At 75.1% G+C, this 26,735-nt stretch carries 20 protein-coding genes; 8 read left to right on the top strand and 12 right to left on the bottom strand.

Features of this window, described 5'->3' with window-relative positions:
* The first annotated feature begins 71 nt into the window (after positions 1-71).
* Positions 72-473 carry a cupin domain-containing protein gene (locus tag P696_RS0118475; RefSeq protein WP_026413482.1) on the top strand — a complete coding sequence of 134 codons (402 nt, stop codon included), beginning with the start codon at positions 72-74 and terminating at the stop codon, positions 471-473.
* Here P696_RS0118475 and P696_RS0118470 read toward each other — a convergent pair.
* Complete coding sequence (locus P696_RS0118470; RefSeq protein ID WP_026413481.1) at positions 459-2,006, bottom strand: nitroreductase/quinone reductase family protein; 1,548 nt, start codon at positions 2,004-2,006, stop codon at positions 459-461. The genes P696_RS0118475 and P696_RS0118470 overlap by 15 nt on opposite strands.
* 225 nt (positions 2,007-2,231) lie before the next feature.
* Between P696_RS0118470 and P696_RS0118465 the strand changes: the two genes are divergently transcribed.
* From P696_RS0118465 to P696_RS0118450, 4 genes are all read left to right on the top strand, one after another.
* Positions 2,232-3,308, top strand: coding sequence for a Gfo/Idh/MocA family protein (locus tag P696_RS0118465; protein WP_026413480.1), 1,077 nt, complete (start codon positions 2,232-2,234; stop codon positions 3,306-3,308).
* Positions 3,309-3,472: 164 nt separating this feature from the next.
* Positions 3,473-4,471, top strand: a complete 999-nt coding sequence (locus tag P696_RS0118460) for a sugar ABC transporter substrate-binding protein (protein ID WP_051467859.1) — start codon at positions 3,473-3,475, stop codon at positions 4,469-4,471.
* Positions 4,468-5,508: an ABC transporter permease gene (locus tag P696_RS58190; RefSeq protein WP_026413478.1), complete on the top strand. Its 1,041-nt coding sequence runs from the start codon at positions 4,468-4,470 to the stop codon at positions 5,506-5,508. The genes P696_RS0118460 and P696_RS58190 overlap by 4 nt, the downstream gene beginning before the upstream one ends.
* Positions 5,505-6,332 (top strand): ATP-binding cassette domain-containing protein, encoded by an 828-nt coding sequence (locus tag P696_RS0118450; protein WP_026413477.1) that lies wholly within the window; start codon positions 5,505-5,507, stop codon positions 6,330-6,332. Before P696_RS58190 ends, P696_RS0118450 begins: the two co-directional genes overlap by 4 nt.
* Positions 6,333-6,423: 91 nt before the next feature.
* Here the strand turns inward: P696_RS0118450 and P696_RS52625 are convergent, their stop codons facing one another.
* From P696_RS52625 to P696_RS0118410, 8 genes are all read right to left on the bottom strand, one after another.
* On the bottom strand, positions 6,424-8,160 hold the full coding sequence (locus P696_RS52625) for a serine/threonine-protein kinase (RefSeq protein ID WP_051467858.1): 1,737 nt from the start codon (positions 8,158-8,160) through the stop codon (positions 6,424-6,426).
* Between the two features lie 257 nt (positions 8,161-8,417).
* Positions 8,418-8,837, bottom strand: a complete 420-nt coding sequence (locus P696_RS46520) for a hypothetical protein (protein WP_157429791.1) — start codon at positions 8,835-8,837, stop codon at positions 8,418-8,420.
* 83 nt (positions 8,838-8,920) lie between these two features.
* Complete coding sequence (locus P696_RS46510) at positions 8,921-10,489, bottom strand: serine/threonine-protein kinase (RefSeq protein ID WP_051467857.1); 1,569 nt, start codon at positions 10,487-10,489, stop codon at positions 8,921-8,923.
* On the bottom strand, positions 10,486-11,997 hold the full coding sequence (locus P696_RS46505) for a hypothetical protein (protein ID WP_157429790.1): 1,512 nt from the start codon (positions 11,995-11,997) through the stop codon (positions 10,486-10,488). Before P696_RS46505 ends, P696_RS46510 begins: the two co-directional genes overlap by 4 nt.
* Positions 11,998-12,186: 189 nt before the next feature.
* Complete coding sequence (locus P696_RS46500) at positions 12,187-15,342, bottom strand: coiled-coil domain-containing protein (protein ID WP_211245794.1); 3,156 nt, start codon at positions 15,340-15,342, stop codon at positions 12,187-12,189.
* On the bottom strand, positions 15,339-16,103 hold the full coding sequence (locus P696_RS46495; protein ID WP_211245793.1) for a hypothetical protein: 765 nt from the start codon (positions 16,101-16,103) through the stop codon (positions 15,339-15,341). Before P696_RS46495 ends, P696_RS46500 begins: the two co-directional genes overlap by 4 nt.
* Positions 16,096-16,638, bottom strand: a complete 543-nt coding sequence (locus P696_RS0118415) for a hypothetical protein (protein ID WP_026413476.1) — start codon at positions 16,636-16,638, stop codon at positions 16,096-16,098. The genes P696_RS46495 and P696_RS0118415 overlap by 8 nt, the downstream gene beginning before the upstream one ends.
* Positions 16,635-17,873, bottom strand: a complete 1,239-nt coding sequence (locus tag P696_RS0118410) for a hypothetical protein (RefSeq protein WP_051467855.1) — start codon at positions 17,871-17,873, stop codon at positions 16,635-16,637. The genes P696_RS0118415 and P696_RS0118410 overlap by 4 nt, the downstream gene beginning before the upstream one ends.
* Positions 17,874-18,164: 291 nt before the next feature.
* Between P696_RS0118410 and P696_RS0118405 the strand changes: the two genes are divergently transcribed.
* From P696_RS0118405 to P696_RS0118395, 3 genes are all read left to right on the top strand, one after another.
* Positions 18,165-20,993, top strand: coding sequence for a LuxR C-terminal-related transcriptional regulator (locus P696_RS0118405; RefSeq protein WP_034485686.1), 2,829 nt, complete (start codon positions 18,165-18,167; stop codon positions 20,991-20,993).
* Between the two features lie 66 nt (positions 20,994-21,059).
* A complete protein-coding gene (locus P696_RS0118400) occupies positions 21,060-22,592 on the top strand; it encodes a class I adenylate-forming enzyme family protein (RefSeq protein ID WP_026413473.1) in 1,533 nt (510 codons plus the stop codon).
* Between the two features lie 68 nt (positions 22,593-22,660).
* A complete protein-coding gene (locus tag P696_RS0118395) occupies positions 22,661-23,698 on the top strand; it encodes an AMP-binding protein (RefSeq protein WP_034485684.1) in 1,038 nt (345 codons plus the stop codon).
* Between the two features lie 298 nt (positions 23,699-23,996).
* Here P696_RS0118395 and P696_RS0118390 read toward each other — a convergent pair whose 3' ends face one another.
* The 3 genes from P696_RS0118390 to P696_RS0118380 form a co-directional block, all read right to left on the bottom strand.
* Positions 23,997-25,430: an aldehyde dehydrogenase gene (locus P696_RS0118390; protein ID WP_026413471.1), complete on the bottom strand. Its 1,434-nt coding sequence runs from the start codon at positions 25,428-25,430 to the stop codon at positions 23,997-23,999.
* Positions 25,431-25,531: 101 nt separating this feature from the next.
* Positions 25,532-26,002 carry a cytidine/deoxycytidylate deaminase family protein gene (locus P696_RS0118385; protein ID WP_026413470.1) on the bottom strand — a complete coding sequence of 157 codons (471 nt, stop codon included), beginning with the start codon at positions 26,000-26,002 and terminating at the stop codon, positions 25,532-25,534.
* Complete coding sequence (locus tag P696_RS0118380; RefSeq protein ID WP_026413469.1) at positions 25,995-26,681, bottom strand: RibD family protein; 687 nt, start codon at positions 26,679-26,681, stop codon at positions 25,995-25,997. Before P696_RS0118380 ends, P696_RS0118385 begins: the two co-directional genes overlap by 8 nt.
* Positions 26,682-26,735 lie beyond the last annotated feature (54 nt).

Genomic DNA, 26,735 nt, shown 5'->3' with positions numbered 1-26,735 from the left:
GCGAGGATCCTTGCGACATACGCGATTCCTAGCACTCACGCGCGGCGCGCGGCGAACGGCAGGGTTCACGCATGAGCGATGAACCGATCGACCTGCAGGACGCGCTGGCCTCGTTCAGCGAGATCTGGAGCCCGCGCATCGTCACGCGGGTGAACGACTACGACATCCGTGTCGCCAAGGTGGCGGGCGAGCACGTCTGGCACGTGCACGACGACACCGACGAGTTCTTCCTCGTCCTCGACGGCGCGCTGAACATCGGGCTCAGGGACGGAACCGGAGGCGAGCGGACGGTGACGCTCCCCAAGGGGTCGGTCTTCGTCGTCCCGAAGGGCGTCGAGCACAAGCCGTCCGCGCCGGACGGCGCGTCGATGCTGGTGTTCGAGCCGTCCGGGACGCTCAGCGTCGGCGACCGTCACGAGGAGGTTCCCGACTACGTGGACGTGACGACCGGGCACCCGCTAACGCGGAGTTAGGCGGAAGATGCGCAGCTCACGATGGGCGCGCTCCACATAGCGGTCGTAAACGGGCCACACCTGGATGAGCCGGGGCCACGCCTCGGCGCGCTCGGCGTCGGTCAGCAGGTGGGCGGCGACCGGCGTCGTCCGTCCGCGGAAGGACACCTCGGCGTCGGGGTTCTTGAGGAGGTTCGCCGTCCAGGCGGGGTGCTTCTCGCGGCCGAAGTTGGAGCCGACGACCAGCCACGTGCCGTCCTCCTCGGGACGGCACGCCAGCGGCACCTGACGGCGGCGGCCGGTCTTCGCGCCGGTCGTCGTCAGCAGGAGGCTCGGGACCAGGGCCTGGCCGAGCAGGATCCGCCCGCCGCTGATCCGGTGCAGCGCGCGGTCCAGCGGCGGGACGACCCGGGGGCCGACCTTCGCGAACCACGGAGCGCCCGAGATGTACCGGAACAGCGGGCCCAGGGTGCGCTGGACGAGCGTGGGCATCGGCTTCTCCTGAGTGGGAAGGGGTTCCGCGGCGGGGCCGGGCGCGTCCGGGCCCAGGCGGCCCGCGTGGCGGGCCTTGAGGTGGCCGGACGCGGCCAGCCAGCGCAGGCCGTCCGCCACGGTCGACTCTACGGGCCGGAGCGTGAGGTCCAGGGCCGCCAGCGTGGGGGTGTCGTCGGTCGGGACGAGGCTGACCATCATCTGCGCGGCGTCCCTGGTCAGCGGGTACTCGAAGGGGCGGACGCGCTTCGCGGCGTCCAGGACGCGGCCCAGCCCGACCATGACGGCCCCCGGGACGCGCATCCGGCGGCACGGGACGCCCGTGAGCGTGTCGCAGAGGTCGGCGATCTCCGGCCAGGTCAGGAAGGTGCCGCCCAGAGGCCAGCGCTCCCCGCCCCGGGCGGTCGTGACGGCGCGGGCGAGGGCCTCGGCGAGGTCGCGGACGTCGATGACGCCGACGCCGCCGGGCGGAAGCGGCCAGGCCAGGTTCAGCGCACCGGCCAGCCCCTCCGGCAACGCGTCCAGATGCGGCTGGTGCGGGCCGCAGACGCCGCCGGGATAGACGATCGCGACGGGCGCGCCGCCCGACTGCACCTCGCGCACGTACCGCTCGGCCGCGACCTTGGACCGGCCGTAGTCGGTGTGCGGGCTGGCCAGCGGGCTCTCGGGGGTGATGCGCGGACCGTCCGGCGGGACGAACACCGCCACCGACGACACGTGCACGACGGGCGACAGGCCGCGCGCGACCGCCTCGCCGACGACGTTGCGCGTGCCGGTGACGTTGGCCGACACCAGGTCGCCCGCCGGGCCGGTGACGCCGATCGCGGCGGCGGCGTGGATCGCGGCGTCGCAGCCGTCCAGCGCCCGGGACACCGCCTCCGCGTCCAGCATGTCGCCCCGGATGAACTCGACACGGGACGGATCGACGCCGAGCGTGGCGAGGGTGCGTGCGGCCCGCTCCGGATCCCGGACGAGCGCGCGCGGCTCGTGTCCGGCGGCCAGCAGGGCGACGACGGTGTGCGAGCCGACGAAGCCCGAGCCACCGGTGAGGAACACGCGCATGAAGGCAACCTAGCGCTTGGTCTCACCGCGCGGAAGCCCGCCCCACACCGAACGAACCACGCAAGCTAACCCCGCACGGGACGCCCGAGCGGACGGGTGCGCGTGGACGTTACTCGGGTGGGTTCCGGTCGCGCCCTAACGGCGGGCGTGCCATGGCCGGGTCGTTGACGGGTATGGAACGCTCCAGCACACTCGGGGCTCACCCACCCCCGCCCGGGAGGGAACATGAGGATCGCACTCGCCGGCGCGGGCCGGATCGGCGCGCGGCACGCCGCCGCCCTGGCCCGCTCGCCCCACGTCACCGAACTCGTCATCGCCGACGCCGATCCGCGCCGGGCCGCCGTCCTGGCCGACCGCCTCCGCTCCACCCACTCACCCCCCACCCCCTCCGCCGACGCCCACGAGCGCGTCCGCGATGACGTTGCGCTCTCGGTGTCAGTTCGTGCGCTTCGGGGTGTGGACGGGTTGTTCGAGGCGCGTCCGGACGCGTTCGTCGTGGCCGCGGCCACGGACGCGCACGCGGACCTCGTCGGGCGCGCGATCGCGCTCCGGACGCCGGTGTTCTGCGAGAAACCGCTCGCCCCGGACGTGGATGGAACGCTCCAAATCGTCCGGGACGCCGAGTCCGCGCAGGTCCCCGTCCAGGTCGGGTTCCAGCGCCGGTTCGACGCCGGGTACCGGGCCGCGCGGGACGCCGTGGCGTCCGGGCGGCTCGGCTGGCTGCACACCGTCCGGTCGTGCGGGTTCGACCCCGCGCCGCCGCCCGCCGACTACGTGCCGCACTCGGGCGGCCTGTTCCGCGACTGCATGATCCACGACCTCGACTCCGTCCGGTACGTGACCGGACGCGAGGTCGTGCGGGTCGTCGCGGCCGGGGCCAACCGGGGCGACGCGTTCTTCCGCGAGTGCGGCGACGTGGACACCGGCGCGGCCCTGCTCGTCCTGGACGACGGCACGCTCGGCCTCCTCGCCGCCACCCGGTACAACGCGGCCGGGTACGACGTCCGGCTGGAGGTGTTCGGGTCCAAGGACAGCGTCGTCGCGGGCCTCGACGACCACACCCCGCTCACCCCGCTGCCAGGCGGCGACGCGGAACGGCGCGGGACGGCCTACAGCGGCTTCCTGGAGAGGTTCACCGCCGCCTACGACGCCGAACTCGAGGTGTTCCTCCAGGTCGCGGCGGGCGCCACCGCCAACCCGTGCCCGCCCGGGGAGGCACTCGAGGCGTTCTACCTCGCCGAAGCGTGCGACCTGTCCCGGCGTGAGGGACGCGCCGTGGACGTCGAGGAGGTGCGCCGGTGAACAAGGCGAACGCCCCGAACGCCGGACACGAGGCCGACGATCTTCTGCGCATCCAGTCTCAAGTACCCCTCCCGCCCGTCGAGAAACAGCCGTGACCTGGAGGGGAGAAGCCGCCAATATAGGGCCCAGCCGATCGCCCACCCCCAACGAACGGAGACCGGCCCGTGAGGACACCGACGACACGCGGACGACTGCTCACCCTGACCACCGCCGCGCTCGCGCTGACCGCCGCGCTCGCCGGTTGCAGCAGCTCAGGGGGGAAGAAGGCGGAGGAGAGCGCGAGCCCCGCGGGCGGCGGCGGCCCCCGGCTGAAGATCGCGATGGTCACCCACTCGGGCGCGGGCGACACGTTCTGGGACATCGTCCAGAAGGGGGCGCAGGCCGCCGCGGCCAAGGACAACGTGCAGTTCCTCTACTCGGCCGATCCCGACGGCGGACGGCAGGCCCAGCTCGTCCAGACCGCGATCGACCAGAAGGTGGACGGCATCGTCGTCACCCTCGCCAAGCCGGACGCGATGAAGGACGTCCTCGCCAAGGCCGCCGCCGCGAAGATCCCGGTCGTGTCGATCAACTCCGGCGCGGACGCGTCGGCGAGGCTCGGCGCGCTGGTCCACTTCGGCCAGGACGAGAGCGTCGCGGGCGAGGCGGCCGGTCAGCAGCTGGCGAAGATCGGCGCGAAGAAGGCGCTGTGCGTCGTCCACGAGCAGGGCAACGTCGGCCTGGAGGCGCGCTGCGCGGGCGCGAAGAAGACCTTCGGCGGCTCGATGCAGAACCTGTACGTGACCGGCACGAACATGCCGCAGGTCAAGTCGGCGATCACGGCGAAGCTGCAGGCCGACAAGGGCATCGACGGCGTGCTCACGCTCGGCGCGCCGTTCGCCGCGACGGCCGTCCAGTCGGCGAAGGAGGCCGGGAGCACCGCGAAGATCGGCACCTTCGACATGAACAAGGACCTCATCGCGTCCATCAAGGACGGCTCGATCCAGTTCGCCGTCGACCAGCAGCCCTACCTCCAGGGCTACGAGGCCGTGGACGAGCTGTGGCTCCTCAGGAACAACGGCAACGTCCTCGGCGGCGGACGGCCCGTCCTCACCGGCCCGGCGATCGTGACCAAGGACAACGCCGACCAGATCGCCCCGTTCGCCGAGCGGGGCACCAGGTGACGCAGGCCACCACCGGGCCCGCCGCGGCGGACGAGCGGGTGGCGCGGCGCGATCCGCTGCGCCGCCTGCTCGTCCGGCCCGAACTCGGCGCGCTGATCGGCGCGGTCGCGCTGTTCGTGTTCTTCTCCGCGACGGCCGACGCGTTCCTGCAGACGTCGTCGTTCTCGACCGTGCTGTACGCCTCGTCCACGTTCGGGATCATGGCGGTCGGGGTGTCGCTGCTGATGATCGGCGGCGAGTTCGACCTGTCGGCGGGCGTCATGGTGACCAGCTCCGCGCTGGTCGCCTCGCTCGTGTCGTTCCAGCTCACGCTGAACGTGTGGGCGGGCGTGGCGATCTCGCTGGCGGTCACGCTCGCGCTCGGCGTCCTGAACGGCCTGCTCTTCGTCTGGACGAAGCTGCCGAGCTTCATCGTCACGCTCGCGACGTTCCTCATGCTGGCCGGGGCGAACCTCGGCGTGACGAAGGCGGTCACCGGGAACGTCGCGTCCGACTCGATCCGCGACATGGACGGCTTCGCCAGCGCGAAGGACGTGTTCGCGTCCGAGGTCGACATGGGCGGCGTGAACGTGAACGTCACCGTGTTCTGGTGGATCGCGTTCACGGTCGTCGCGACCTGGATCCTGCTGCGCACCCGCGCCGGGAACTGGATCTTCGCGGTGGGCGGGAACGCCGACAGCGCCCGCGCGGTCGGCGTCCCGGTCGCCCGGACGAAGATCGCGCTGTTCGCCGGGGTCGCGTTCTGCGCCTGGTTCTCCGGGATGCACCTGCTGTTCGCGTTCGCGACCGTCCAGTCGGGGGAGGGCGTCGGGAACGAGTTCTTCTACATCATCTGCGCGGTGATCGGCGGATGCCTGCTGACCGGCGGCTACGGCTCGGCGATCGGCGCCGCGATCGGCGCGTTCATCTTCGGGATGGTCAACAAGGGCATCGTGTACGCCGACTGGAACCCCGACTGGTTCCGGTTCTTCCTCGGCGCGGCGCTGCTCGCCGCGACCGTCGTCAACCACCTCGTCCGCCGGAGGGCCGAACGGTGACCGCCCTGGTGAAGCTGACCGGCGTCGGCAAGGACTACGGCAGCGTGATCGCGCTCCGGGACGTGTCGCTGGAGGTCGCCGCGGGCCAGGTGGTGTGCGTGCTCGGCGACAACGGCGCGGGCAAGTCCACCCTCATCAAGATCGTCGCCGGGCTGCACCGGCACGACTCGGGCACCTACGAGGTGCAGGGCGAGCCCGTCGCGTTCTCCTCGCCCCGGGACGCGCTCGACCTCGGCATCGCGACCGTCTACCAGGACCTCGCCGTCGTCCCGCTCATGCCGGTCTGGCGCAACTTCTTCCTCGGCTCGGAGAAGCGCAGGGGCCTCGGGCGGCTCGACGTCGACTTCATGCGCCGCACCACCCGGGACGAGCTGCTCGCCATGGGCATCGACCTGCGCGACGTCGACCAGCCGATCGGCACCCTCTCCGGCGGCGAGCGGCAGTGCGTCGCGATCGCCCGCGCCGTCTACTTCGGCGCGAAGGTCCTCGTCCTGGACGAGCCGACCGCGGCGCTCGGCGTGAAGCAGGCCGGGGTCGTGCTGCGCTACATCGTCCAGGCGCGCGAGCGCGGCCTCGGCGTCGTGTTCATCACCCACAACCCGCACCACGCCTACCCGGTCGGCGACCGCTTCCTGATCCTCAACCGGGGCCGTCCGATCGGCTACCACGACAAGGACGACATCACCCGCGAGGAGCTGACGGCCCTCATGGCGGGCGGCGCGGAACTGGAGCAGCTCGCGCACGAGCTGGAGGCCACCGGCAGCACCGCGACCGCCCGCGCCCTCGACGAGGAGGCCCGCACCCTCGGCCTCACCGACGACTGACGTCGACCTAAGCCTGACCCTCAGGACTGACGTCGAGGACGGCTTCGCCGGGGGGCGATCGCCCCCCCCCGGCGAAGCCGTTCCCGCCGTGCTACGTCCAGGTCGCCTTGGCGAGGACCTTGTCCAGGTCCGGCGTCCGCCAGAAGTCCACGATGATGATCTTCGAGTCCGGCAGGTACCAGATGCGCTCGGTGTAGGACGTGGACGTCTGCTTATCGAAGCCGCGCTCGTCGGTCGACCTCCGCGTCCAGCAGGGGACCGTCCACTCGAAGTACTGCGCCCTGTGCGAGCCGACGTCGGCGAACCCGCTCACCGTCCGGCGCGCGCCGTGCGCGGCGTCCGACACGCGCAACTTCGCGTCCGCGGGGCAGTCCATGCCCTTGTCCTCGACGAACAGGCCGCCGAACGGGGTGTTCGGCGTGAAGCGATCGGCCAGGTACTGGTCGCCGTGCTCGAAGAAGCTGGGGCCCATCACCAGGTAGCCCTTGCAGTGCGACAGGTCGTAGGTGCTGAAATGGCCCGGCGACGTCGGGGCGCAGCCCCCGGCCTGCGCGACCAGGTTGCTGTCCCGGAACGTCTGCGTGGACGTGCCCATCACGATCGGGTGCAGGGCCCACGGCACGGGGGCGCGGAGCGAGATCCGTCCGACCGTCATCGCCTTCGTCGGCGGCGCGGACGCCGCGACGTGCCTCTTCGGCGCAGGCTTGACGGCCTGGTAGACGCCGTAGCCCGCGCCCGCCGTCGCGACGATCGCGGTCGCCGCGATCGCGACGCCCGCCTTCCCGCCGAGCAGGCCGGACACCCCCGACGCCGACGCCGACGCGCCCCCGGCCCCCGCCGACCCCGCACCCGCGCTGCCCGCGCCCGCAGTGCCCGCTCCGGCCGACCCCGCCCCCGCAGCGCCCGCGCCAGCCGATCCCGCGCCCGCGCCCGCCGCTCCGGCTCCGGCGGCGCCCGCCCCGGCGCCCGCTCCCGCGCTGAGGGCGGCGAGGGGGAACAGCGAGGCCAGCGCCATCGCGATGCCCGCGAGGAGGTGCGCGCCGCGCGACTCCCAGTCGGGTCCGTAGGCGGCCTGCGCGACGGCCTCCAGTTCACGGACGAACGCGGCGGCCCCCGGCGGACGCGACGCCGCCGCCTTGGCCATCCCGCGCTCGATCAGCGGGCGCAGCGCCTCCGGAACCTCGTCGACGGGGATCGCTCCCGCGAGATGTCCCCCGCGCGGGTCGTCGGCGAACGGACGGCGTCCGGTGACGGTCTCGACGAAGACGCAGGTCGCGGCGTAGACGTCGGCGGCCGGTCCGGCGGGTTCGCCGAGCCACTGCTCCGGGGCCATGTACGCGGGCGTCCCCGAGGCGGACGCGGCGCCCGCCATGGTCGCCACCCCGAAGTCGATGAGCTTGCTCCGGCCGTCCGCCGGGACGATCACGTTGGACGGCTTGTAGTCGCGGTGGACGACCCCGGCCGCGTGCGCGGCGGCGAGGCCGAGCAGCGATCCCTTGAGGACGGTCAGCGCCGCCTCCGGCGCGAGCGACCCGTACCGGGCGAGGATCTCCCGGAAGGGGACGCCGTCCACGGCCTCCATCACCAGCGCGAGCCCCTGGTCGCCCTCCACGAGCCGGTACAGCCGCGCGACGTGCGGGTCGCGGACCCGGCCCAAAAGGACCGCCTCCTCCCGGAACCGCGTCCGGGCCCCGGACCCGGCGTTCCCGAGCAGGTACTTGACCGCCACCAGGCCACCGGACGCCGCGTGCCTGGCCAGGACCACCCGGCCCTGCCCGCCGCGACCCAGCTCCCTGATCTCCTCGAACCCGTCGATGCGCCACTCCACGACCTATGGACGCGGCGGACCCGCTCCCGGTTGCGCCCACCCCCACATCCGCCCGCCCTTCTCCCGCAGCGGTCACCCGACCCGCACGCACCGGTCAGTCACTTCGGACCCGGCGGTCAGCCGACTCGCGCGCGGCCATTCGTTCGCGCGGTGGTCAGTCGACTCGCGCGCGGCCAGTCCCTTCGGACGCGGTGGTCAGTCGACTCGCGCGCGGTCGGTTCGTTCGCGCGGCGGTCAGCCCTTCGGCCGGGGTGGGGTCAGGGCTGGAGGTCGTCGTCGGCCGCGTAGGCCAGGGTGAGGACGGCGCGCGCGGCGTCCGTCCAGCGGGCGATCGCGGCGGGTGACATCGTCCCGCCCGTGCCGGGCAGCCGTGCGACCAGCCCGGCGACCGCCGGGTCCAGGGTGCGGCCGGAAGGCGGCAGGTCGTGGACGGTCGGGGCCAGGTCGTGGACGGGCGGCGGCAGGTCGCGCCCGGCCGGAGGCAGGTCGCGTCCGGCGGGGTCGAGGTCACGCCCCGGATGCTCCAGGTCGCGGCCCGCGTGGTGCGGCTCGCGGCCGTCCGGCGCGGCGTGCGCGCCGGGCTGCGGGGCGACGACGCCGGTCTCCGGCAGGCCGGTGAACCGGCCCGCCATCCTGGCCTGCGCCTGTGCCATCTCATGAGCGCCACTGTTCGACATGAACGGCAACCTAGCCACGCCCGGCGCGTTCCGGGTGCGCGATCTCCGGCCCCTTTGCCGAGGCCGAACCCAACCCATTCCCCCTAGGGCCAGGTCGCGCGCTGCAGAAGGGTGTCCAGGTCAGGGGTGTTCCAGGCGTCCACGACGACGATCTGCGCGGACGGCGCGTACCAGATCCGCTCGGTGTAGACCGAGCCGGTCCCGTCGCCCTCGCGTTCGAAACAGGGCACGCGCCACTGGTGGTACTCGGCCGCCCGGCCGCCCAGTTCGATGCCCTTGAAGCCGGTCTGTGACGCGCCCTTGCCGGAGCCCCCGGCGACGAGGTCGGGGTGGCGCGGGCAGCTCATCGCGACCTTCGACCCGAACGTGTCCTTCGGGTCGTACGGGCCGCCGCCGTAGGCGCTCGACTCGGACCTGTCGAAGAAACTCGGCCCCATCACGGCGAAACCGGGACAGGACCCGAGGCTGGACGCGCTGGGCCGCCACGTCCCGCCGGTCGGGCAGCCCCCGGCGCGCGTCACGTAGAAGCTGTCGGCGGCCCGTCCCCGGACGGTGATCGGGAACGCCTCCCAGGACGCCGGGACGCGCATCTGGAGGCGTCCCAGGGGCAGCGCCTTGCCCGCGGTGGCGTCATGCTCGGCCGCCGCCGTGCGCGACGGCGCGTCCCGTCCGACGGCCTGGTAGGTCCCGTAACCTCCCGCCGCGAGGACGGCCGCGACCGCGATCCCCGCCGCCGCCAGCGCGCGCCCCCGAGGGCGGCGGCGGCCGGACGCGCGGCCCGGAGCGGGCCTGCGGCGTCGCCGCCCGGAGGAGGCGCGCGGCGGGCCCGCCGGTGGGAAGCGGTCGGGGGCGGCGAGGTCGGCGAGCGCGCGGCGGCCCCGCGCCTCCCAGTCCGCGCCGAAGACGATGAAGCCGACCTTCTCGGCCTCGTCCGCGAAGTGCGCGGCGTCGGACGGCCGGACGCGCGGGTCCTTGGCCATGCCGGACGCGACGAGCGGGCGCAGCGGCTCCGGGACGTCCTCCTCGGGGACGGGCGCGCCGAGGTGGCCCGCCTCCGGGTCGCCGTAAGGCCGGTGCCCGGCGACGGCCTCGAAGAACACGCAGGTCACCGCGTAGACGTCGGACGCGGGCGACGGCTCGGCGCCGTGCCACAGCTCGGGCGCGCGGTACAGCGGCGAGGAGGTCCCGGCGTGGTCGGCGACCCCGAAGTCCACCAGGACGGCGCGTCCGCCGTCCCGGACCAGGACGTCCCCGGGCGTGCAGTCGCCGTGGACGACCCCGGCCGCGTGCGCGGCGGCGAGCCCGAGCAGCGCGTCCCGCAGCAGGACCAGTCCGGCCTCCGGCGTCGTCCGCCGCTCCCGGCGCAGGACGTCGCGCAGGCCGACGCCGTCCACCCGTTCCATGATCACGGCGGTGCCGTGGGCGTTCTCGACGAGCCGGTAGGGGCGCGCGACGCGCGGGTCGCGCAGCTGCCCGAGCGCACCGGCCTTCTGCCGGAACCGCTCCCGCGCGGCGCCGCTGGTCGAGGGCTCCAGATACCGGACGACGACGGTGGAGCCGGACGTGCCGTGCCGCGCGAGGACCGTCCGCCCGTGCCGTCCCCGGCCGAGCTCACGGACCTCGTCGAATCCCGCGACCCGCCACTGCGTCACCCCGGCCCCCCTTCGGCCTCCCCGCGGACCGTGCCGGAGGCGACGGAGGGGGAGTTGATCTGTCCGGGATTATTGCGTGATGCGCAGCTCAACGCGAGTGCGAGGCACCCGAAGGGCACCGCGGTGAGGACGTACCGGTAGTCGAACTCGGCGGTGGCGGCGGGCAGGACGATCAGCCCGGCCGCCGCGGCCCACGGCCCCGCGGCGAGCCGTCCGGGCGGGCCCCGCCTGACCAGCGCCACCAGCAGCCCGGCCAGCAGGACGATCCCGACCATCGTCCCGCGCAGGAAGACGACGTTCTGGTAGCCGTGCGCGAGCCGCGCCCACGGCTGGGAGACCCGCGTCCGGACGGGCCCCTGCTCGTACCGCGCTGCCCGCCGGTACATGCGGTTCACGTATCCGCTGTGCGGGTCCCTCGCCAGTTCCGCCGGTCTCGTCCCGAACAGGTAGCGGTCGTAGGTGAGCTTGTCGGGGAAGACCCTCCGGTCCCACTCGAAGGCGCGCAGGGTGTCGTTGGCGACGGCCCCCAGGTAGTCGAGCGGCTGGGCCGCGATCGCGCGGAGGGCGAACCGCTGGGCCATCCTGTTCTTGCGCGGGCTGTACCGGCTGCCGTGGATCCGGTTCAGCGGGGACGACCCCCGCCAGATGTAGTTCTGGGAGATCATCCGCCGCTCGGGCGGGACCCGCGTGCAGAGCCGCCGCAACTCCGGGGGCGGCCTCATCTTCGGGCACTCGGCGAAGGCCATGACGCGTCCGTACAGGAACACGCCCGTGCTGCGGTTGAGCCCGAACTCCCCGTACACCGACGCGAACCAGAGCCCGTAGGCGAGGATCGGCGCGGCGCAGCCCGCCAGCGCGAGCCCCGCCACCCCGACGCGCCGCGGCCACGCGAACGTCCCGGCGAGCGGCACCCGCAGCAGGACGGCCAGGACGACGCCCACCGCCACCGCGACCCCGGAGGGACGCGTGATGATCGACAGGCCCGCGAGCAGCCCGCCTCCCGTGACCGCCCCCGGCGTCGGCGGGCTCCGCCACAGGACCACGGCCAGCGAGGCCATCCCGAGCAGCAGGAACAGCGTGTCCGACAGGACGAGCCGTTCGAGCTCGATCTCGTACGCGTCGAACAGCACCGGCACGGCCGCGAGCAGGGCGCCCCAGCGGGGCACCCGGTACCGGCACGCGACCGCGTACACGAGGACGCCGACGGCCAGTCCCATCAGGTGCTGCGTGGCCGTGACCAGGGTGAGGCTGTGGAACGGCTTCAGCAGCCACAGGTACAGGGAGTAGCCGCTCGGCCGGGGCAGGCCGGGCCGTCCGGCGACGGCCTCGTCCAGGTAGGTGATGCTGTCGGTGAACCAGATCGCGGGCTGGTACCCCAGCGCCGCGACCACGCGGAACAGCGCCGCGACGAGCAGGGCCAGCAGGAACGGCCCGTGCCCGCCGGAACGCCGTCCGGCCCCGGTCAGGGACAGGGACAGCCCGGGCCGGGCGAGAGGGCTGCCGGGCATGGCGAGGACGATCCGGCGCCCCCGGGGACCGGATCCGTGCCGTCCCGGGAGCGGCCGGAGCCTGGGCCCGGCCTCCGCGGCGAACGACCAGGGCCGCCGGAGCCGCGTCCAAACCACCGCCGATCACCCCCGAAAGGGGACCTACCGGCAAATCGGGAAAGCCGACCTTCGTGGCGGGCAATCACCTGCTCAAGACTCGCCGCCCTCCGCCCCGTCCCGGGGCCCCGGCACGCCGTCCTCCCGCGGGCCAGGAGCGGGTTCGGGGGCGGGCGTGGCACGGGCGGTGAGCACGGCCGTGGCCAGGCGCCGGACGCGCGGCTCGTGCTCGTCGTATCCGACCACGACCGGCGGCTCGTTGTACGGCATCGTGTCGGACGAGCGGCGCAGCTTGATGTACTGGCCGCAGGCGTCGATCGCGTACGGCTCCATGTCGTCCTGGAGCGCGCCGATCACCGTGATGCCGTGCTGCTCGCCGATCTCGCGGAACAGCGCCACCGCCTCCTTGCGGTGCTCCTTGCCGAGGTTGCGGCCCAGCTCGTCCAGGACCAGGCAGAGCCGCCCGCCGCCGGACGAGGCGAGCGCCGCCGCGCACACCAGCTTGACGGCCTTCTCGTCCATGAGCGCGGTGTTCGCGCGCCGGTTGTAGGGGACGTACCGCTGGCCGTCGCTGCGCCGCCACTTGGGCGTGACCTTCCAGCGCCACTCCTGCTCGGGGTCGCCGGGCGGCTCGGGCGTCGGGAACTCCAGCGTCGCGCCGTACCCGCCGTACTGGACGTCCAGCTTCTCGAACTCCTCCGACACCCGCTGGAGGCGGCTGCGGATCGCGGCGGTCAGCGCCGTCCGGTGCGCCTCGGCGGCCCCGGCGGCCTCGTCCGCGCCCCGGCTCGCCTTGTCCAGGTCGGCGCGGCGCGCCGTCATCTGCACCTCGATCTGGCGGCGCTGGTGCCGCTCGTAGTCCTCCTGCTGCCGCAGGTAGGACTCCAGCGACCGGACCAGGCGCGGGAACGTCGCCTGCTCACGCCCGGTGCGGCGGCCCTCGCCCTCGGCGCGCTCGCGCAGCAGGAACCGGACCTCCTCCGGCATGTCCTCGTCGGCCACGCCGTCCGGGAAGACCCGGCGCAACGCCTCCGACAGGTGCTTCTCGGCGGTGTGCCACCACTCGTCCGGCGTCCAGGTGCGCTCGTCGGCCGTCAGCCCGCCGAGCCACTCGGCGGCGGCGTCGCGCGACTCGCCCCACTCCCGTTCGAGGGCGTCCAGACCCAGCGCCGCCCGGCTCCCGGACAGCTCCTCGGCCTTCGCCGCGAGCTTCTCGCGGTCGCGGTCCAGCGCCTCACGGCGTCCGCGCAGCCGGTCGACCTCCAGCGCGCGCGTGTCGGCCTTCGCCTGGAGCCGCCGCAGCGTCTGCTCCGCCGCGCCGAGGCGCGGGCCCAGCCTCGCCTCGCCGCCCGCCAGCTCCTCGAGCTCGGCGCGCAGTGCCGCCATCGACTCCCGGACGGCCTCCAGCTCCGCCCCCGCCTGCGCGCCCGCCAGCCGACGGGTCGCGAGCGCGACGTCGCCCGCCGCGTCCGAGGTGGCCTGCCGGGCGTCCTCCAGGGCCTCCTGCGCGGACCCCAGCGCCGCCCGCGCCGCCCGGACGCGCGCGACCCGTCCGGTCACCGGCTCGGGGAACCCGCCGACGATCACCACGCCCGAGCCGTCCCCGGCGTCCAGGGCGGCGAAGAACCGGGACAGCGGGAGCCCGCAGCCCACGCCCTCCGGCAGGCCGGACGGCGCGTCGGCCTCGGGGGCGAGCGCCCCGTCCGCCGGGACGATCATGGAACCGGGGAGCGCCCCCAGCGCCTCGGACGCGGCGGGCAGGTCGGCCGCGTCCAGCACGACCGCCTCCCGGTAGGGCCACAGCGCGGCCTCCCAGCGGTCCCGGACGTCCTCGGCGAGCTCGACCGCGTCCAGCAGCCCGACCGCCGCGACGCCCGCCCCGGCCAGCGCCCGGATCTGCGCGGGCGCGCTCGACGCGCCCGCCTCCGCCTCGGCCAGCGCCCGCTCGGCCCGCGCGACCGCGCCGCGCGCCATGCCGAACTCCTGCTGCGCCTCGTCCCGGCGCGCCTCGGCCCCGGCCAGCTCGCGCCGCGCGGTGTCCTCGTCCCGGCCGTCCGCCTCGCGCCGCCGCTCCTCCAGCGCCGACACCCGGCGCCGCAGCTCCTCCATGCGGTCGCGCGCGACGGCCTTGTCAGCGCCGAGCCGGTCGGCGCGGCCCTTCAGCTCGGCCAGCGCCGCCTGCGCCTCGGCGACCTGCGCGTCCAGCGCGCCGCCGGTGAGCTGCTCGGCCTCCTTCTCCGCCGCCCGCGCCGCCTGCCGGACGGTCTCGGACTCGTCCTCCAGCGCGCTCAGCCGGGACGCCAGCGACGCGTCCGCGTCCGCCGCGTCCACCAGCAGCCGCGCCTGCCGCGTCCGCTGGTTCCGCAGCGCCGCCGTCACCTCGGCGCGCGCCTTGTCGCGCCGGTCGAACGTCCTCAGCAGCGACGCCGCCTCGCGCTCCCACTCGGCGAGCCGCGAGGTCGCCTCGGCCGCCTTGGACCGCTCCCGGTGCTCCTCCGAGCGTGAGACCCGCTCGGCCTCCAGCTCCCGGTCCAGGCCGGTCAGCGCCGCGATCGCCGAGAAGATCCGCTCCGGGCTGATCTCGTTGAGCGGCTGCGACAGCAGGTTCGTCGCGACCTTCGACCGCACCGACGTCGACAGGAACGACACGCACCGCACCTGCCCGCCGTACAGGACGCGCGACAGGTCCTTGGCGACGAAGTCGCGGCGGCCCGCGCTGCGCGGCAGCGACGCCCACAGCGCGTCCGCCATCGTCACCCGCTCGGCCTCCGACACCGCCGACGCCAGGTGGACGCCGTGCCGCCAGCGCAGCTCCAGGTGCGGCGCGTCCGCGTTCACCCGCAGCCACACCGTCAGCGCGTCCGAGCCGTCCCCGTCGGCGTGGTCGAACACCCCGACGATGTAGCCGTGGTCGGCCGACGCCCACTGCTGGTCGCCCTGCGCGGCCAGCTCGGCGTTGAACAGCAGCTCCGAAACCGCCCGCGCGCCCGACGCGAACCGCCACTGCTCGTCCCCGAGCAGCGCCGTGATCGAGGCGATGAACGACGACTTGCCCGCGCCGTTGGAGTCCTTCGGCCCCTGCCCGGCGACGACGATCAGCGTCCCCGGCACCGTCGGCACCGGATGCGTCGACAACCGCGAGATGTTCACCGCCTGGACGGCGACCAGCGTGCGCCCCCCGACGACGTTCTCGGCGTCGGCTCCCACCCGGGCCGGTCCCGGCATCAGCGGATCGAGGACGGCGGTCACGATGTCTCCCCCTGAACGACGACTTCCGGCGCGACGTGCGCCTCGACTTCCCGAGCCCCGCCCCCCGCGCTGCGCGCGGCCTGCCGGGTCGCCTCGCGTTCGGCCTGCCGGACGCGTTCGCGGCTGCGACGGCGGGCGCGGATCGTGGCGGCGAGCGGCGAGTCCGGCCCGGCGGCGAGGATCAGCTCCTCCTGCAGGCGGCGGCGGGCGGCGGGCGTCAGCCGGTGGAACTGTGGTCCGGGCACGAACCCGCCCGCGTCCCCGTTGTCGCTCCGGCCGTCCGCGCGGACCTGCGCGACCAGCCCGGCCAGCCGCAGGCGGCGCAGCGCCGACTCCAGCTCGCCGATCGCCAGCTGAGAACGCCGCCGCAGCTCCTCCAGCGGCGTCGGATGCGGCGACAGCCACGTGTCGTCCGGCAGCAGGCCGGTCGAGCGCGGGATCGCCACCGAGTGGATCAGCACCAGCGTCAGGACGGCCCGGTCCCCGGCCGGCGGCACGCACGCGGGATCGCGCGCGAGCTCCGCGGCGACGTCGTCCTGGTAGCCGGACGTCCACTCGGTCCGCCCGGCCCGGACCAGCGTGCGCCCGGACAGGTTCAGCATCGCCTCGACCGTCCGCCGGGACGCGGGCTCGCGCAGCGCCGCGAACCGCGCCTCCGGCACCGGCTCGGCGGCGTGCTCGACGGCCATGTACGCGGCGACCAGCTCCGACCGGCGCCGCTCGTCGTAGGACCGCAGCAGCGGCTCGAACGGCTCACTCACCCGCGATCACCCCCTGCGGCGGCTCGGGCAGGCGGCGCAGCAGGTCGCGCAGCGGGCCGAGGGTGTCGTCGTGCCACAGCGCCACCCGCGGACCAGGCCGGACGACCCCGGCCGACTCGTCCAGCAGCAGCCAGTCGGTGTCCGACAACCGCCGCAGCTCGCCGGTCGCCCAGCGCCGTGCCAGCTCGGCGTCGCCCCGCGACATCCCCCCGTACACCTCCAGGACGGCCGGGACCGGCACGGCCTCGCCCGGCCACGGTGCGTCGTCCAGGCGCGTCCAGCAGCAGCGCAGCGCCGCCGCCAGGACGCGTCGCGCCTGCCCCGACCGGTCCATCGGCATCGGCGCGGTGTCGTACTCGTCCAGCAGCGCCGGGGTCGCGCCGTCCGGCCATGCGGGCAGCAGCCACAGGCGCTCACCGTCGGACGCGGTGTTCAGCCCCGCGGGCGTCGGCTCGGACACCGGCTGCGACGCCGCTCTCAACACGCGCGCACGCGCGCGAGCGAGCACCCCCGCGTCCACAGAAGGCTCGGTCACGCGTCGCTCCTCTCACCATCGGTCCGTTCGAAGACCCCGGCGGAGATCCACGTCGGCGCCCCCTCCGGCCGGACGGCCAGACCGTCCGACCAGACGAGCCGGTAGGGCAGCTCGGGCTGCAGGTGCGCGGACGACAGGTCCGCCAGAAGCCGCCGCGCGGTCACCCAGTCCTGCGCCAGGACGTCCTCGACGGCGACCCGGTCGCGGCCCCGCAGCGCCTGCTCGGCCACGGCCCGCAGCCGCTCGGACGCCGTCGCGTCGCCGCCGGTGTCGTCCGACAGGCCCGGGTCCGGCACCGACGGACGCGGCGGAGCCGGACGCGGCGGGGTCGCCCGCGGCCCGTCCTCCACGGCCTGCACGACCGCGGACGGCTCGTGCCACGGCGCGGCCGCGTCGAACACGAACCCCTCGAGGACGGCCGCCAGGTCGTCCCGGGACGCCGTGCGCGCGAACGTCCGCCACGTCTCCGGCGGCAGGAGCGTCAGGTTCCGGGTGGTGCCCGCCGAGTCCGACAGCCGCGCGGCGGCCCGCCGGGACGCGTCCCCATAGGCGTAGATCGCGGTCCGCAGGTCCGTGCAGGCGCGGTCGAGCTGCGGCCAGCGGCGCAGGATCGCGCCGTGCAGCCGCTCGGCCCGCTGCAGGATCTCCTCGGTGCCCCACAGCTTCGGCGCCTGCTCGCGCAGCTCCTCGATCGTCCCGTTGGTGAGGGTCAGCAGCTCCACGCTCCACAGCCGGAACGCGCGGGCCAGGCCCGCCGCGCCGTCCCGCGCCTGGTCCGGCGTCATCCGGGGGTCGGCGACGTTCAGCTGCTCCAGGGCCAGCAAACGGTGCATTTCGGACTGGCCGCCGTCCAGCATCATCCGGCGCACGAACATCAGCCCGACGACGGAGGTGAACGACGCGCGGTAACGGAGCTGGTTCGGCTTCGGGAACACCTCGCGGACGGCCCCGAGCCCCCGCAGCACGCGCAGCCGGTTCTCGAAGACCTCGGCCGGGTAGCGGCGGCAGACGTACCGCATCTGCTCGCGGCTCAGCCCCTCCTCGCCCGCGTCGGCGAACGCGGCGAGCAGCGTCTCGGCGACGTCCACGAGTTCCGGGTCGTCCACGACCGCGCCGCTGTCGCGGGCCAGCGCGGCGAACATCTGCCGGTACACGCCGAGCACGGCCTCGCCGACGAGCGCGTCGTCCAAGGTCGGCGGGCCGCCCGCGGCGGATTCGGAGGGGTGGTGGGACACGGCGAACCACGGTAAGGCCACCGGGCCCCGAGGGTGGAATCGGAGCGCTCCGGGCGTGTTTCGCCCACTCTCGGTGATCACCGAGAGTGATCGCCGCCCGCCGGGGCGTCCGGGCGCCCGGGCCGGTTACGGTCCGTGGGTAAAGCGGCGGGGGACAGATCTCCGTACCGAATCCGGGACGCGGCCCCCGGCCGGGTGAAACACTCGCAGGGGACCACCCGGGACCAGGGAGCTCCCTTGCCGAGGGCACCCCCGATCCGGCACCGCCGGAGGTTGTGGAGGCCGCTGGGCATGACACCGCCGAACCCGCCCGCCGGGACGAACCTGCCCGCCGAGCCCAACGTGTTCGTGGGCCGCGAGCGGGACGTCGCCGACCTGCGCGGCCTGCTGGAGACCACCCGCGCCGTGACGCTCTGTGGCGCCGGCGGCATCGGCAAGACCAGGCTCGCCGTCCACGTCGCGCACGGCGTCGTCGCCGCGCACCCCGGCGGCGTCTGGTTCGTCGAACTGGCCGACATCGCGCCCGGCGGGCCCGCCGACGTCGTCGCCCGCCGCGTGGCCGCCGTGCTCGGCGCGTCCGAGGAGGACGGCCGCCCGCTCACCGTCACCCTCGCCGACGCGATCGGCGACCGGGCCGTCCTGCTGATCCTGGACAACTGCGAGCACGTCGTCGCCGAGTGCGCCGAACTCGCCGGGGCGCTCCTGCCGGGCTGCCCGCGCCTGCGGCTGGTCGCCACCAGCCGCGAGCCGCTGCGCACCGAGGGCGAGACGGTCTGGCGCGTCCCGCCGCTCGAACACGACGAGGCGGTCCGGCTGTTCGCCGAGCGGGCCCGCGCCGTCCGGCCCGAGTTCGCCGTCACCCCCGAGAACACCGCCGCGGTCGGCGAGGTCGGACGGGCCCTGGACGGCGTCCCGCTCGCCCTGGAGCTCGCCGCCGCCCGGCTGCGCGTCCTGACCGTCGAGCAGATCGCCGGACGGCTCGCCGACCGGTTCCGGCTGCTCGGCGCGAACGCCCGCACCGCCCCGCACCGCCAGCGCACGCTGCGCGCCGCGATCGACTGGTCGCACGAGCTGCTGGACGACCGCGAGCGGACCCTCCTGCGCCGCCTGTCGGTGTTCACCGGCTGGACGCTCGGCGAGGCCGAACGCGTCTGCGCCGACCCGGCCGGACTCGCCGCCGACCTCGCCTCCGACCTGGGCGAGGACCTGCCGGACCTCCCCGACCTGCCCGATCTCCCCGAGGATCTGCCCGACCTCCCCGACCTGCCGGAGCTGGACGAGGGCCCCGAGCCCCCCGCGGGCGGCCTGACCCGCCGGGGCGTCCTCGACGTCCTCACCGCGCTCGTCGACAAGTCCCTGGTGGTGGGGGAGGAGGAGATCGCGGGTGAGACCCGGTTCCGGCTGCTGGACAGCATCCGGCAGTACGCCGCCGAGCGGCTCGCCGAGGCGGGCGAGGAGGAGCAGGTCCGGGACCGGCACCGCGACAGCGTCCTGGAGGCCGCCGAACGGGACGGCGAACTCGCGCTCGCCGAGGCCGAGGGCGACTGGCACGACCGGGTCGTGCTGTTCCGCCGCTGCGACGTCGAGCTGGGCAACATCCGCGCCGCGCTGTCCTGGGCGCTGGATCGCGAGGACGTCGAGGGCGGCCTGCGCATCTGCACGGCCCTCCGCTCCTACTGGATCGCGCGCGGACGCGTCGCCGAGTGGGCGCAGTGGACCGACCGGTTCCTCGCCCGCAGCCGCGGCCTGCCCGCGATCGTCCTCGGCCCCGCCCTCGCGGGCCGCGCGCAGCTCGCGCTCAGCGCCCGCGACTTCCCGCGCGCCGCCGGGTTCGCCGAGCGCGCCCTCGACCCGTGCCGCGACGCCGGGGACGGGTTCATGGCCGCCGCGTCCCTGATCACCCTCGCCGAGGCGCACACCCGCGCGGGCCGCTACGCCGAGGCCGCCGACCGCCTGGACGAGGCGGACGCCCTCACCGGCGCCCCCGGCCAGGAGTGGAACCGCGGCTACTCGATGATCGCGCGCGGCTACATGTTCGCCCGCTCCGGACGCGCCCGCGAGGCGGCCCAGGCGTACGAGTCGGGCCTGGCCGTGATGCGCGAGATCGGGCAGCTGTGGGGGGCCGCACACGCGCTGATCGGCCTCGGCCGCATCGCCGAGCTGCGCGGGGACGCCGCCGGGGCGCGCGCCCTGTTCACCGAGGCCCTGCCGCCGCTGGTCGAGATCGAGGCGCGGCCCGAGCTGGCGCGCGCGCTCGCCGGGCTCGGACGCGTCGCGCTCGCCGCCGGGGACCTGCCCGCCGCGCGGAGCTCCCTCGCCCGGTCGCTGCGGCTGAGCCGCGCCTCCGGCGTCCGCCCCGAGATCGCGCGCGGCCTGGAGGCGTTCGCCGAACTCGTCGCGCTCGAGGGCGACCAGCGCGGCGCGGTGATGCTCACCGGCGCCGCCGCCGGGCTGCGCGCCGACGCCGCCCGCCGCCACACCCCGCACCCGGACGGTCCCGCCCACGCACCCGGCACGTCCGGCTCCCCGGTGACCCGGACGCCCGGACACGGCGCCCGCGCCGAACGCACCCTGGAGCCCATCCGCCGCGCCATGGGCGAGCCCGTCGTCGCGCAGTGGTTCGGCGAGGGCCGCTCCCTCGGCCCGGACGAGGCCATCGCCCTGGCCCTCGGCGCCGACGCCGAGGCCCCGGACGCCGAGACCCCCGGCACGGCGTCCGAGCCGTCCCCCCGGACGACCGCCGCCGAGAGCGCGCCCCCGGCCCACGCGGCGGACGGAGACCCCGCGGCCGCGCACGCGCCCCAGGGCGCGCCCCCCGACACCCGGCCGCCGACCGCGCCGACCGCGCCGGTGCCCCTCCCGACCCCGCCGGGCGCGGCGGGCACGCCGACCGCGCCGGTGACCCCGCCGAGCACGCTGACCGCGCGCGAGCGGGAGATCGCGCAGCTCATCGCGCGCGGGCTGAGCAACAAGGGGATCGCGCGGGAACTGGTGATCAGCCCAGCGACGGCCGCGCGGCACGTCGCCAACATCCTCACCAAGCTCGGCTTCAACTCCCGCGCCCAGATCGCCGTCTGGGCCGTGGACCACAACCTCGCCGACCAGCCACAGCTCCGCTGAGTTACATACGTACGTGCACAATCGTGCGCATGTGGAGGCGGGGCCGCCGCCCGTAGCGTCCACCCCATGATCTGCATGCGTGTGGACGCGACCGCCGGGCACTCGGCGGTCACGGTGTCCCGTGCGGTGTTCGGCATGACACCCGCCGCGGTGACGACGGCCGAGGAGCGCGTCGGCGGCCGCCTCGCCGTCGTGGACGCCATGGGCGACCGGGCGATGAGCCACGCCGACCTCGCCGCCGCCGTCGGGTCCCTCGCGGCCGGGCTGGCCCGCGAGGGCATCGGCCCCGGCACGGTCGTGGCGCTGCACCTGCCCGACAGCCCCGAGTTCGTCGTCGCCCTGCACGCCGTCACGGCGGCCGGCGCGACCCCGATGCCGGTGCGGCCGACGACGTCCGCCGCCGAGCTCGCCACCCTGCTCGCCGGGGGGGACGCCTCCGTCGTCATCACCTGGCCGGTGCTGCTCGACATCGCCAAGGCCGCCGTCCGGACGCGGCCCGTCCGGCGGCTGTTCTGCTTCGGCGACGAGCCCGACGTCGAGCCCGTCGCCGCCCTGCACACCGGCGCCGCCGCCCCGGACGTCCCGGTCGACCCCGCCCGGGACGCGGCGCTCGTCGCCTGCACCCGCGGCGACGGCGTCCCGGCCCGGGCCGTCCGCCTCACCCACGCCGAGGTCGTCGCCGGGATCACCCGGGTCGCCGACGCCGGGCTGGTCGGACCGTCCGACACCGTCCTGTCGGCGCTGCCCCTCGCCGACCCGATCGCGCTGAACGGCCTGCTCAACCCCGGGCTGCGGCTCGGCGCGACGGTCGTCACGCTCGCCGGGGCCGGACGGCACGAACTGCTCCGCGCGATCCAGGACCACCGCGTCACCGTCCTGCTCGCGCCGCCGCGGCTGGTCGAGGTGCTCGCCTACGACCGGTCCGTCCCGCGCTACAACCTGCGCTCGCTGCGCGCCGTCGTCAGCGCCGGCGGACCGCTGTCCGCCGAGGCCGCGCGCGCCTGCGCCAACCGGCTCGGCTGCCCCGTCCGCCAGGCGTACGGGACGGCCGAGGCCGCCGGGATCACCCACCTCAATCCGCGTGGGGTGGAGGAGGGCACGCTCGACTCGGTCGGCCGCGGCCTGCTCGGCGTCGCCTGGCGGGTCGTCGACCCGGCCACCGGCACCGACCAGCCCGCCTACCAGCCGGGCGAACTGTGCCTGCGGCTGCCGATGACGTCGGCGGCCGCGGTCCCGGTGCGCTGGCTCACCACGGGCGACCAGGCGTTCGCCGACGAGCACGGCCGGGTCTACATCCTCGGCCGCCTCGGCGCGCGCCGCCCGGACCCGCCCGCCGAACCCGACACCGTCCTCGCCGCGCACCCCGCCGTGGCCGACGCGGTCATCGTGCCCGTCCCGGACCTGGAGGTCGGGCTCGCGCCGCACGCGTTCGTCGTCGCGACCCGCCCGGTTTCGCGCGAGGAGCTGCTCGCCTACGTCAACGGCCACGTGCCGTCCTACCGGAGGGTGGTCGCCCTGCACGTCGTCGACCTGATCCCGCGGTCCCCCTCGGGCCGCGTCCGCCGCAGGGCGTTGCTGCAGCGTGCGGGGCTGTCCTGATGAGCTACACACCCACCTACACAGTTCTGCGGATGTGGCCGCCCGGCCCCGGTCCGTACGTTCACCCCATGCCTGACGGAGAAGCTGGCCCGGGCACGGTGGCCGAGCCCACCGTGACCCGCGCCGTGCTGTCCTCCGCCCGCGAGCACGCGGCACGTTTCGGCGGCCGCGCCGCGCTGGTGGACCCCGGCCGGCGGATCGGTTTCGGCGCCTTCGCGGCGCTGGTCCCGGCCGCCGCCGCGGGACTGCACCGGCACGGCGTGCGCGCCGGAGACGTCGCCGCCGTCCAGCTCTCGGGCGTGGGGGAGCTCACCCTCGCGGTCCATGCCCTGTGCGCGGCGGGCGCCGTCCCCGCGCCGCTCCCGCTGGACGCGACGGTGGGTGAACTGGCCCGCATGATGACCGAGTGCGGAGCCCGGTTCCTGGTGACCGGCGGCGAGGTCGCGGGCGCGGCCCTCGCCGCCACCGAACGGTCGTACGTCCGGCAGGCGTTCGCCTTCGGGGAGTACCCCGGGGCGACGTCGTTCGCCCGCCTCGTCGGGGCGGGCGCGGCCGGCGGCACGGCCGCACGGTGGGGGGAGCAGGCGGCCGTGTGGGGAGACACGGCCGCCGTCCCGGGGGAGACGGGCGGCGGGACGGCCGGAACCGGCGTGGGGAGCGCCGGCCCGGCCGCCTCGCCGCCGGACCCGCACGGCGATCCGGCGCTACGGCTGTTCGAACCGCCCGTCGCGCTCACGCACGGCGACCGGTTCGCCGCGCTGCACCGGCTCGCGGCCGTCACCCGGATCCACTCCGGGGACGTGCTGGTCTGCGGTGTCCGCGACTGCCGTCCGGACGTCCTCATCGGCCTTTCCGACCTGTGCCTCGCGCACGGCGCGACCCTCGTCGGGGTTCCCGAGCCCGAGGTCGCGCCCCTGCTCCACGCCATCGGCGCGCACCGGGCGACCGCCGCGGTCGTCACCCCGGAGAAACTGCGCGCCCTGACCTTCGACCACGCCCCCGTCCCGGTCCCGGACGTCCGCCTTCTGGTGACCGGGACCGTCGACCCCGAGGTGGCGCGTGCCTGCCATGACCGGCATGGCTGGAGTCCCGTCCCCGTGACCTGACCCCGGCCCGCGCGCCACCCTTCCGAGAGCCCGTCGGCGATTCCGCCCCGCCGCCGGGCCACGGGGACGGCCCCGGCCGAACGGGGACCACCGACCAACGGGCGCCCGGTGGTCCCCGTCCGCCCGGGGCCGTCCTCGTATTCTTCAGGCCCTCCGGGGCCAGGCCCCGCCGGACCGGCGGCCCGCACCCGCCCTGTGCGGCGCGGCCCTGAACGAGCCCGGCCTCCAGCGCTTTCGCGTCTGGAGGCCGGGCTTCTCCATGCCCGGCCTCGTGCGCGCGGGGCCGGGCATGGGGTTCTCAGGAGGGGCGGGGGATGGCCTTGTGCTCCAGGTAGGCGGTGAGGCCCTCGGGGCCCAGTTCCCGGCCCAGGCCGGAGTCCTTGTAGCCGCCGAAGGGGGTGTTGGGGTCGAGGACGTAGAGGTTGACGCCGCAGGAGCCGGTGCGGATGCGGCGGGCCACCTCGACGCCGTGCGGCACGTCGGCGGTCCAGACGGAGCCGCCGAGGCCGTAGTCGCTGTCGTTGGCGATGCGGACGGCGTCGTCCTCGGTGTCGTAGGGGATGAGGGCGAGGACGGGCCCGAAGATCTCCTCGCGGGCGATGCGCATGTCGTTGGTGACGTCGGCGAAGACGGTGGGGGCGACGTACCAGCCGCGGTCGTGCGGGCGGTTCAGGCCACCGGCGATGATCTTGGCGCCCTCGTCCTGGCCGATCCGGATGTAGTTCTCGACGCGGTCCTGCTGGCGGCGGGCGACGAGCGGGCCGATCTCGGTGGCGTAGTCGGCCGGGTCGCCGACGGCCAGGGCGGAGACCATCTCGCCGAGCGCGTCGGCGATCTCGGCGTAGCGGCTGCGGGGCGCGAGGATGCGGGTCTGCGCGGCGCACGCCTCGCCGTTGTTCATCAGGGCCGCCATCTTGAAGCCCTCGATGGTGGTGCCGAGGTCGGCGTCCTCCAGGATGATCGCGGCGGACTTGCCGCCGAGTTCGAGGGTGGCGGGACGGAGCAGGCGTCCGCAGGCCTCGCCGATGCTGCGTCCGGCGGCGGTCGAGCCGGTGAAGGCGACCTTGTCGACCCCGGGGTGGGACACCAGGTACGCGCCGACCTCGCGTCCGGCGGGGACGAAGTTGAGGACGCCGTCCGGGACGCCCGCCTCGCGCGCCCACTCGGCCAGCAGGTAGGCGTCGAGCGGGGCCTCCGGGGACGGCTTGGCGACGACGGTGCAGCCCGCGACCAGGGCCGGGGCGAGCTTCAGCATCAGCGTGAACTGCGGGACGTTCCAGGGGTAGATCGCGGCGACGACGCCTACCGGCTCGCGGGTGACGGTCACCGGGCCGAGCATGCCGGGACGCTCCTCCTCCCAGGTGTGGTCCACGGCGAGGTCGGCGTAGTACTGGAGCACCATCTGCGGGAGCGCGGCCTGGCCGAAGATGGAGAACAGGATCGGCGAGCCCATCTCCTCGGTGATGAGGTCGGCCATCTCCTGCTGCCGCTCGGCGTAGATCGTGGACAGGCGGCCGAGGATCTCCGCGCGCTCGGCGGGCGTCATCCGGGGCCAGGGGCCGTGGTCGAACGCGAGCCGCGCGGCCCGGACGGCGTGGTCCATGTCGGCCTCGGTGCCGTCCGGGACGCGGCCGACGACCTCCTCGGTGTGCGGGGAGACCACGTCGATGACGCCGGTGCCCGCGGGCGCCGTCCACCCGCCGCCGATGAACAGCCGATCGTGTTCGCGCATGCCGCCTCCCGGTCTTGACCGAATGCTTGCTTGGGAGACAGCATCGCACGACCCACCGGGGCGTCCGCAAGAGGAATGAGACGGCGGTCTCGGCGCTCGTCTCAGCGAGAGTCTCGGCCGGGGCCGAGCAGGTGCGCGTTCGGGCGGCGCGCCCGGTCCGCGAGGGAGGGGAACTCGACGACCTCGACGCCGTGCGCGCGCAGGTACTCGTCGCCGGTGCCCTCGACGAACAGGGACGGCTCGCGCCACGCGAACACCACGCGCCGGATCCCGGCCGCCACGATCAGCTCGGCGCACGGCCTCGGCCGCGACTTGCGCGACCCGCAGGGCTCGAGCGAGCTGTAGACGGTCGTGCCGGGCGCCGGGCGTGCGGTGAGCTTGGCCAGGGCGGACTCTTCGGCGTGGTCGTGAGGGTCGGTCTCGCGGGAGAAACCACGGGCGAGTTCCGTGCCGTCCGGGGCGACGAGGACCGCGCCGACCGAGAACGCCGTCTCGGACGGCGGGCAGAGCGTCGCCAGGTCGCAGGCGAGCGTGAGCCATTCGATGTCGTCGGGCCTGCTCTCGTCAGCCACGGTTCTCTCCGACCAGGTAGCGCAGCAGGACGAGGTTGCCGATGCGCGTGATCTCCTCCAGGCGCATCGGACGCTCCGGGGACTGCGGGAACACGCCCGAGCCGACGAAGCGCGGCGCGGCCGGGTCGCCGAGCAGGAACGGGGCCACGACCAGCTGGATCTCGTCCACCAGGCCCTGCTGGAGGAACGCGGTGTGGATGCCGCCGCCGCCCTCGACCATCAGCCGCCGCACCCCGCGCCGGGCGAGGTCGGCGAGCACCGCGGGGAAGTGGACGGGGTCGCCCGCGTCCATCACCTCGGCCCGCTCGCCGAGGCGCTCGGCGAGCGCCTGCGCGTTCCCGGACGAGGCGTACACCAGCTTCGGCGACGCGCCGGTGGTGAAGAAACGCGCGTCCGGGTCGAGGTCGCCGCTCCAGGTGACGGTGACCTTGGTGAGGTCGGGCGGGAGCCCCTGGGCGATCCGCTTCTCGCGCCGGGACGGGCTCTTGATCAGCAGTTTCGGGTCGTCCGCCCGGACGGTGCCGGCGCCGACCAGGATCGCGTCGCAGGTGGCGCGGACCGCGTCCACCCGGTCGAAGTCGGCGGGAGTGGACAGGCGCAGCCGGTCCGGGCTCGCGTCGTCGATGTAGCCGTCGATGGACATCGCGCAGCTCAGCAGCACGTGGGGACGGTCGCTCACGCGCGCCACTCTAGGCGACCGAACGGCCCGTCCGCGCACGGTGCGGATGATCTC

This window comes from Actinomadura oligospora ATCC 43269 (assembly GCF_000518265.1).
In the GTDB taxonomy this organism is placed as follows: Bacteria; Actinomycetota; Actinomycetes; order Streptosporangiales; family Streptosporangiaceae; genus Spirillospora; species Spirillospora oligospora.
Note: the sequence above shows the minus strand (reverse complement) of the source record. Positions and strands in the feature narration are given on the sequence as shown.

Excerpts from the sequence above, each read along its gene's own strand:
- P696_RS0118395 (WP_034485684.1), top strand. The coding sequence starts at position 22,661 with ATGCCTGACGGAGAAGCTGGCCCGGGCACGGTGGCCGAGCCCACCGTG.
- P696_RS0118470 (WP_026413481.1), bottom strand. The coding sequence starts at position 2,006 with ATGCGCGTGTTCCTCACCGGTGGCTCGGGCTTCGTCGGCTCGCACACC.
- P696_RS0118390 (WP_026413471.1), bottom strand. The coding sequence starts at position 25,430 with ATGCGCGAACACGATCGGCTGTTCATCGGCGGCGGGTGGACGGCGCCC.
- P696_RS0118465 (WP_026413480.1), top strand. The coding sequence starts at position 2,232 with ATGAGGATCGCACTCGCCGGCGCGGGCCGGATCGGCGCGCGGCACGCC.
- P696_RS0118400 (WP_026413473.1), top strand. The coding sequence starts at position 21,060 with ATGATCTGCATGCGTGTGGACGCGACCGCCGGGCACTCGGCGGTCACG.
- P696_RS0118405 (WP_034485686.1), top strand. The coding sequence starts at position 18,165 with ATGACACCGCCGAACCCGCCCGCCGGGACGAACCTGCCCGCCGAGCCC.
- P696_RS46505 (WP_157429790.1), bottom strand. The coding sequence starts at position 11,997 with ATGCCCGGCAGCCCTCTCGCCCGGCCCGGGCTGTCCCTGTCCCTGACC.
- P696_RS0118475 (WP_026413482.1), top strand. The coding sequence starts at position 72 with ATGAGCGATGAACCGATCGACCTGCAGGACGCGCTGGCCTCGTTCAGC.
- P696_RS46520 (WP_157429791.1), bottom strand. The coding sequence starts at position 8,837 with ATGTCGAACAGTGGCGCTCATGAGATGGCACAGGCGCAGGCCAGGATG.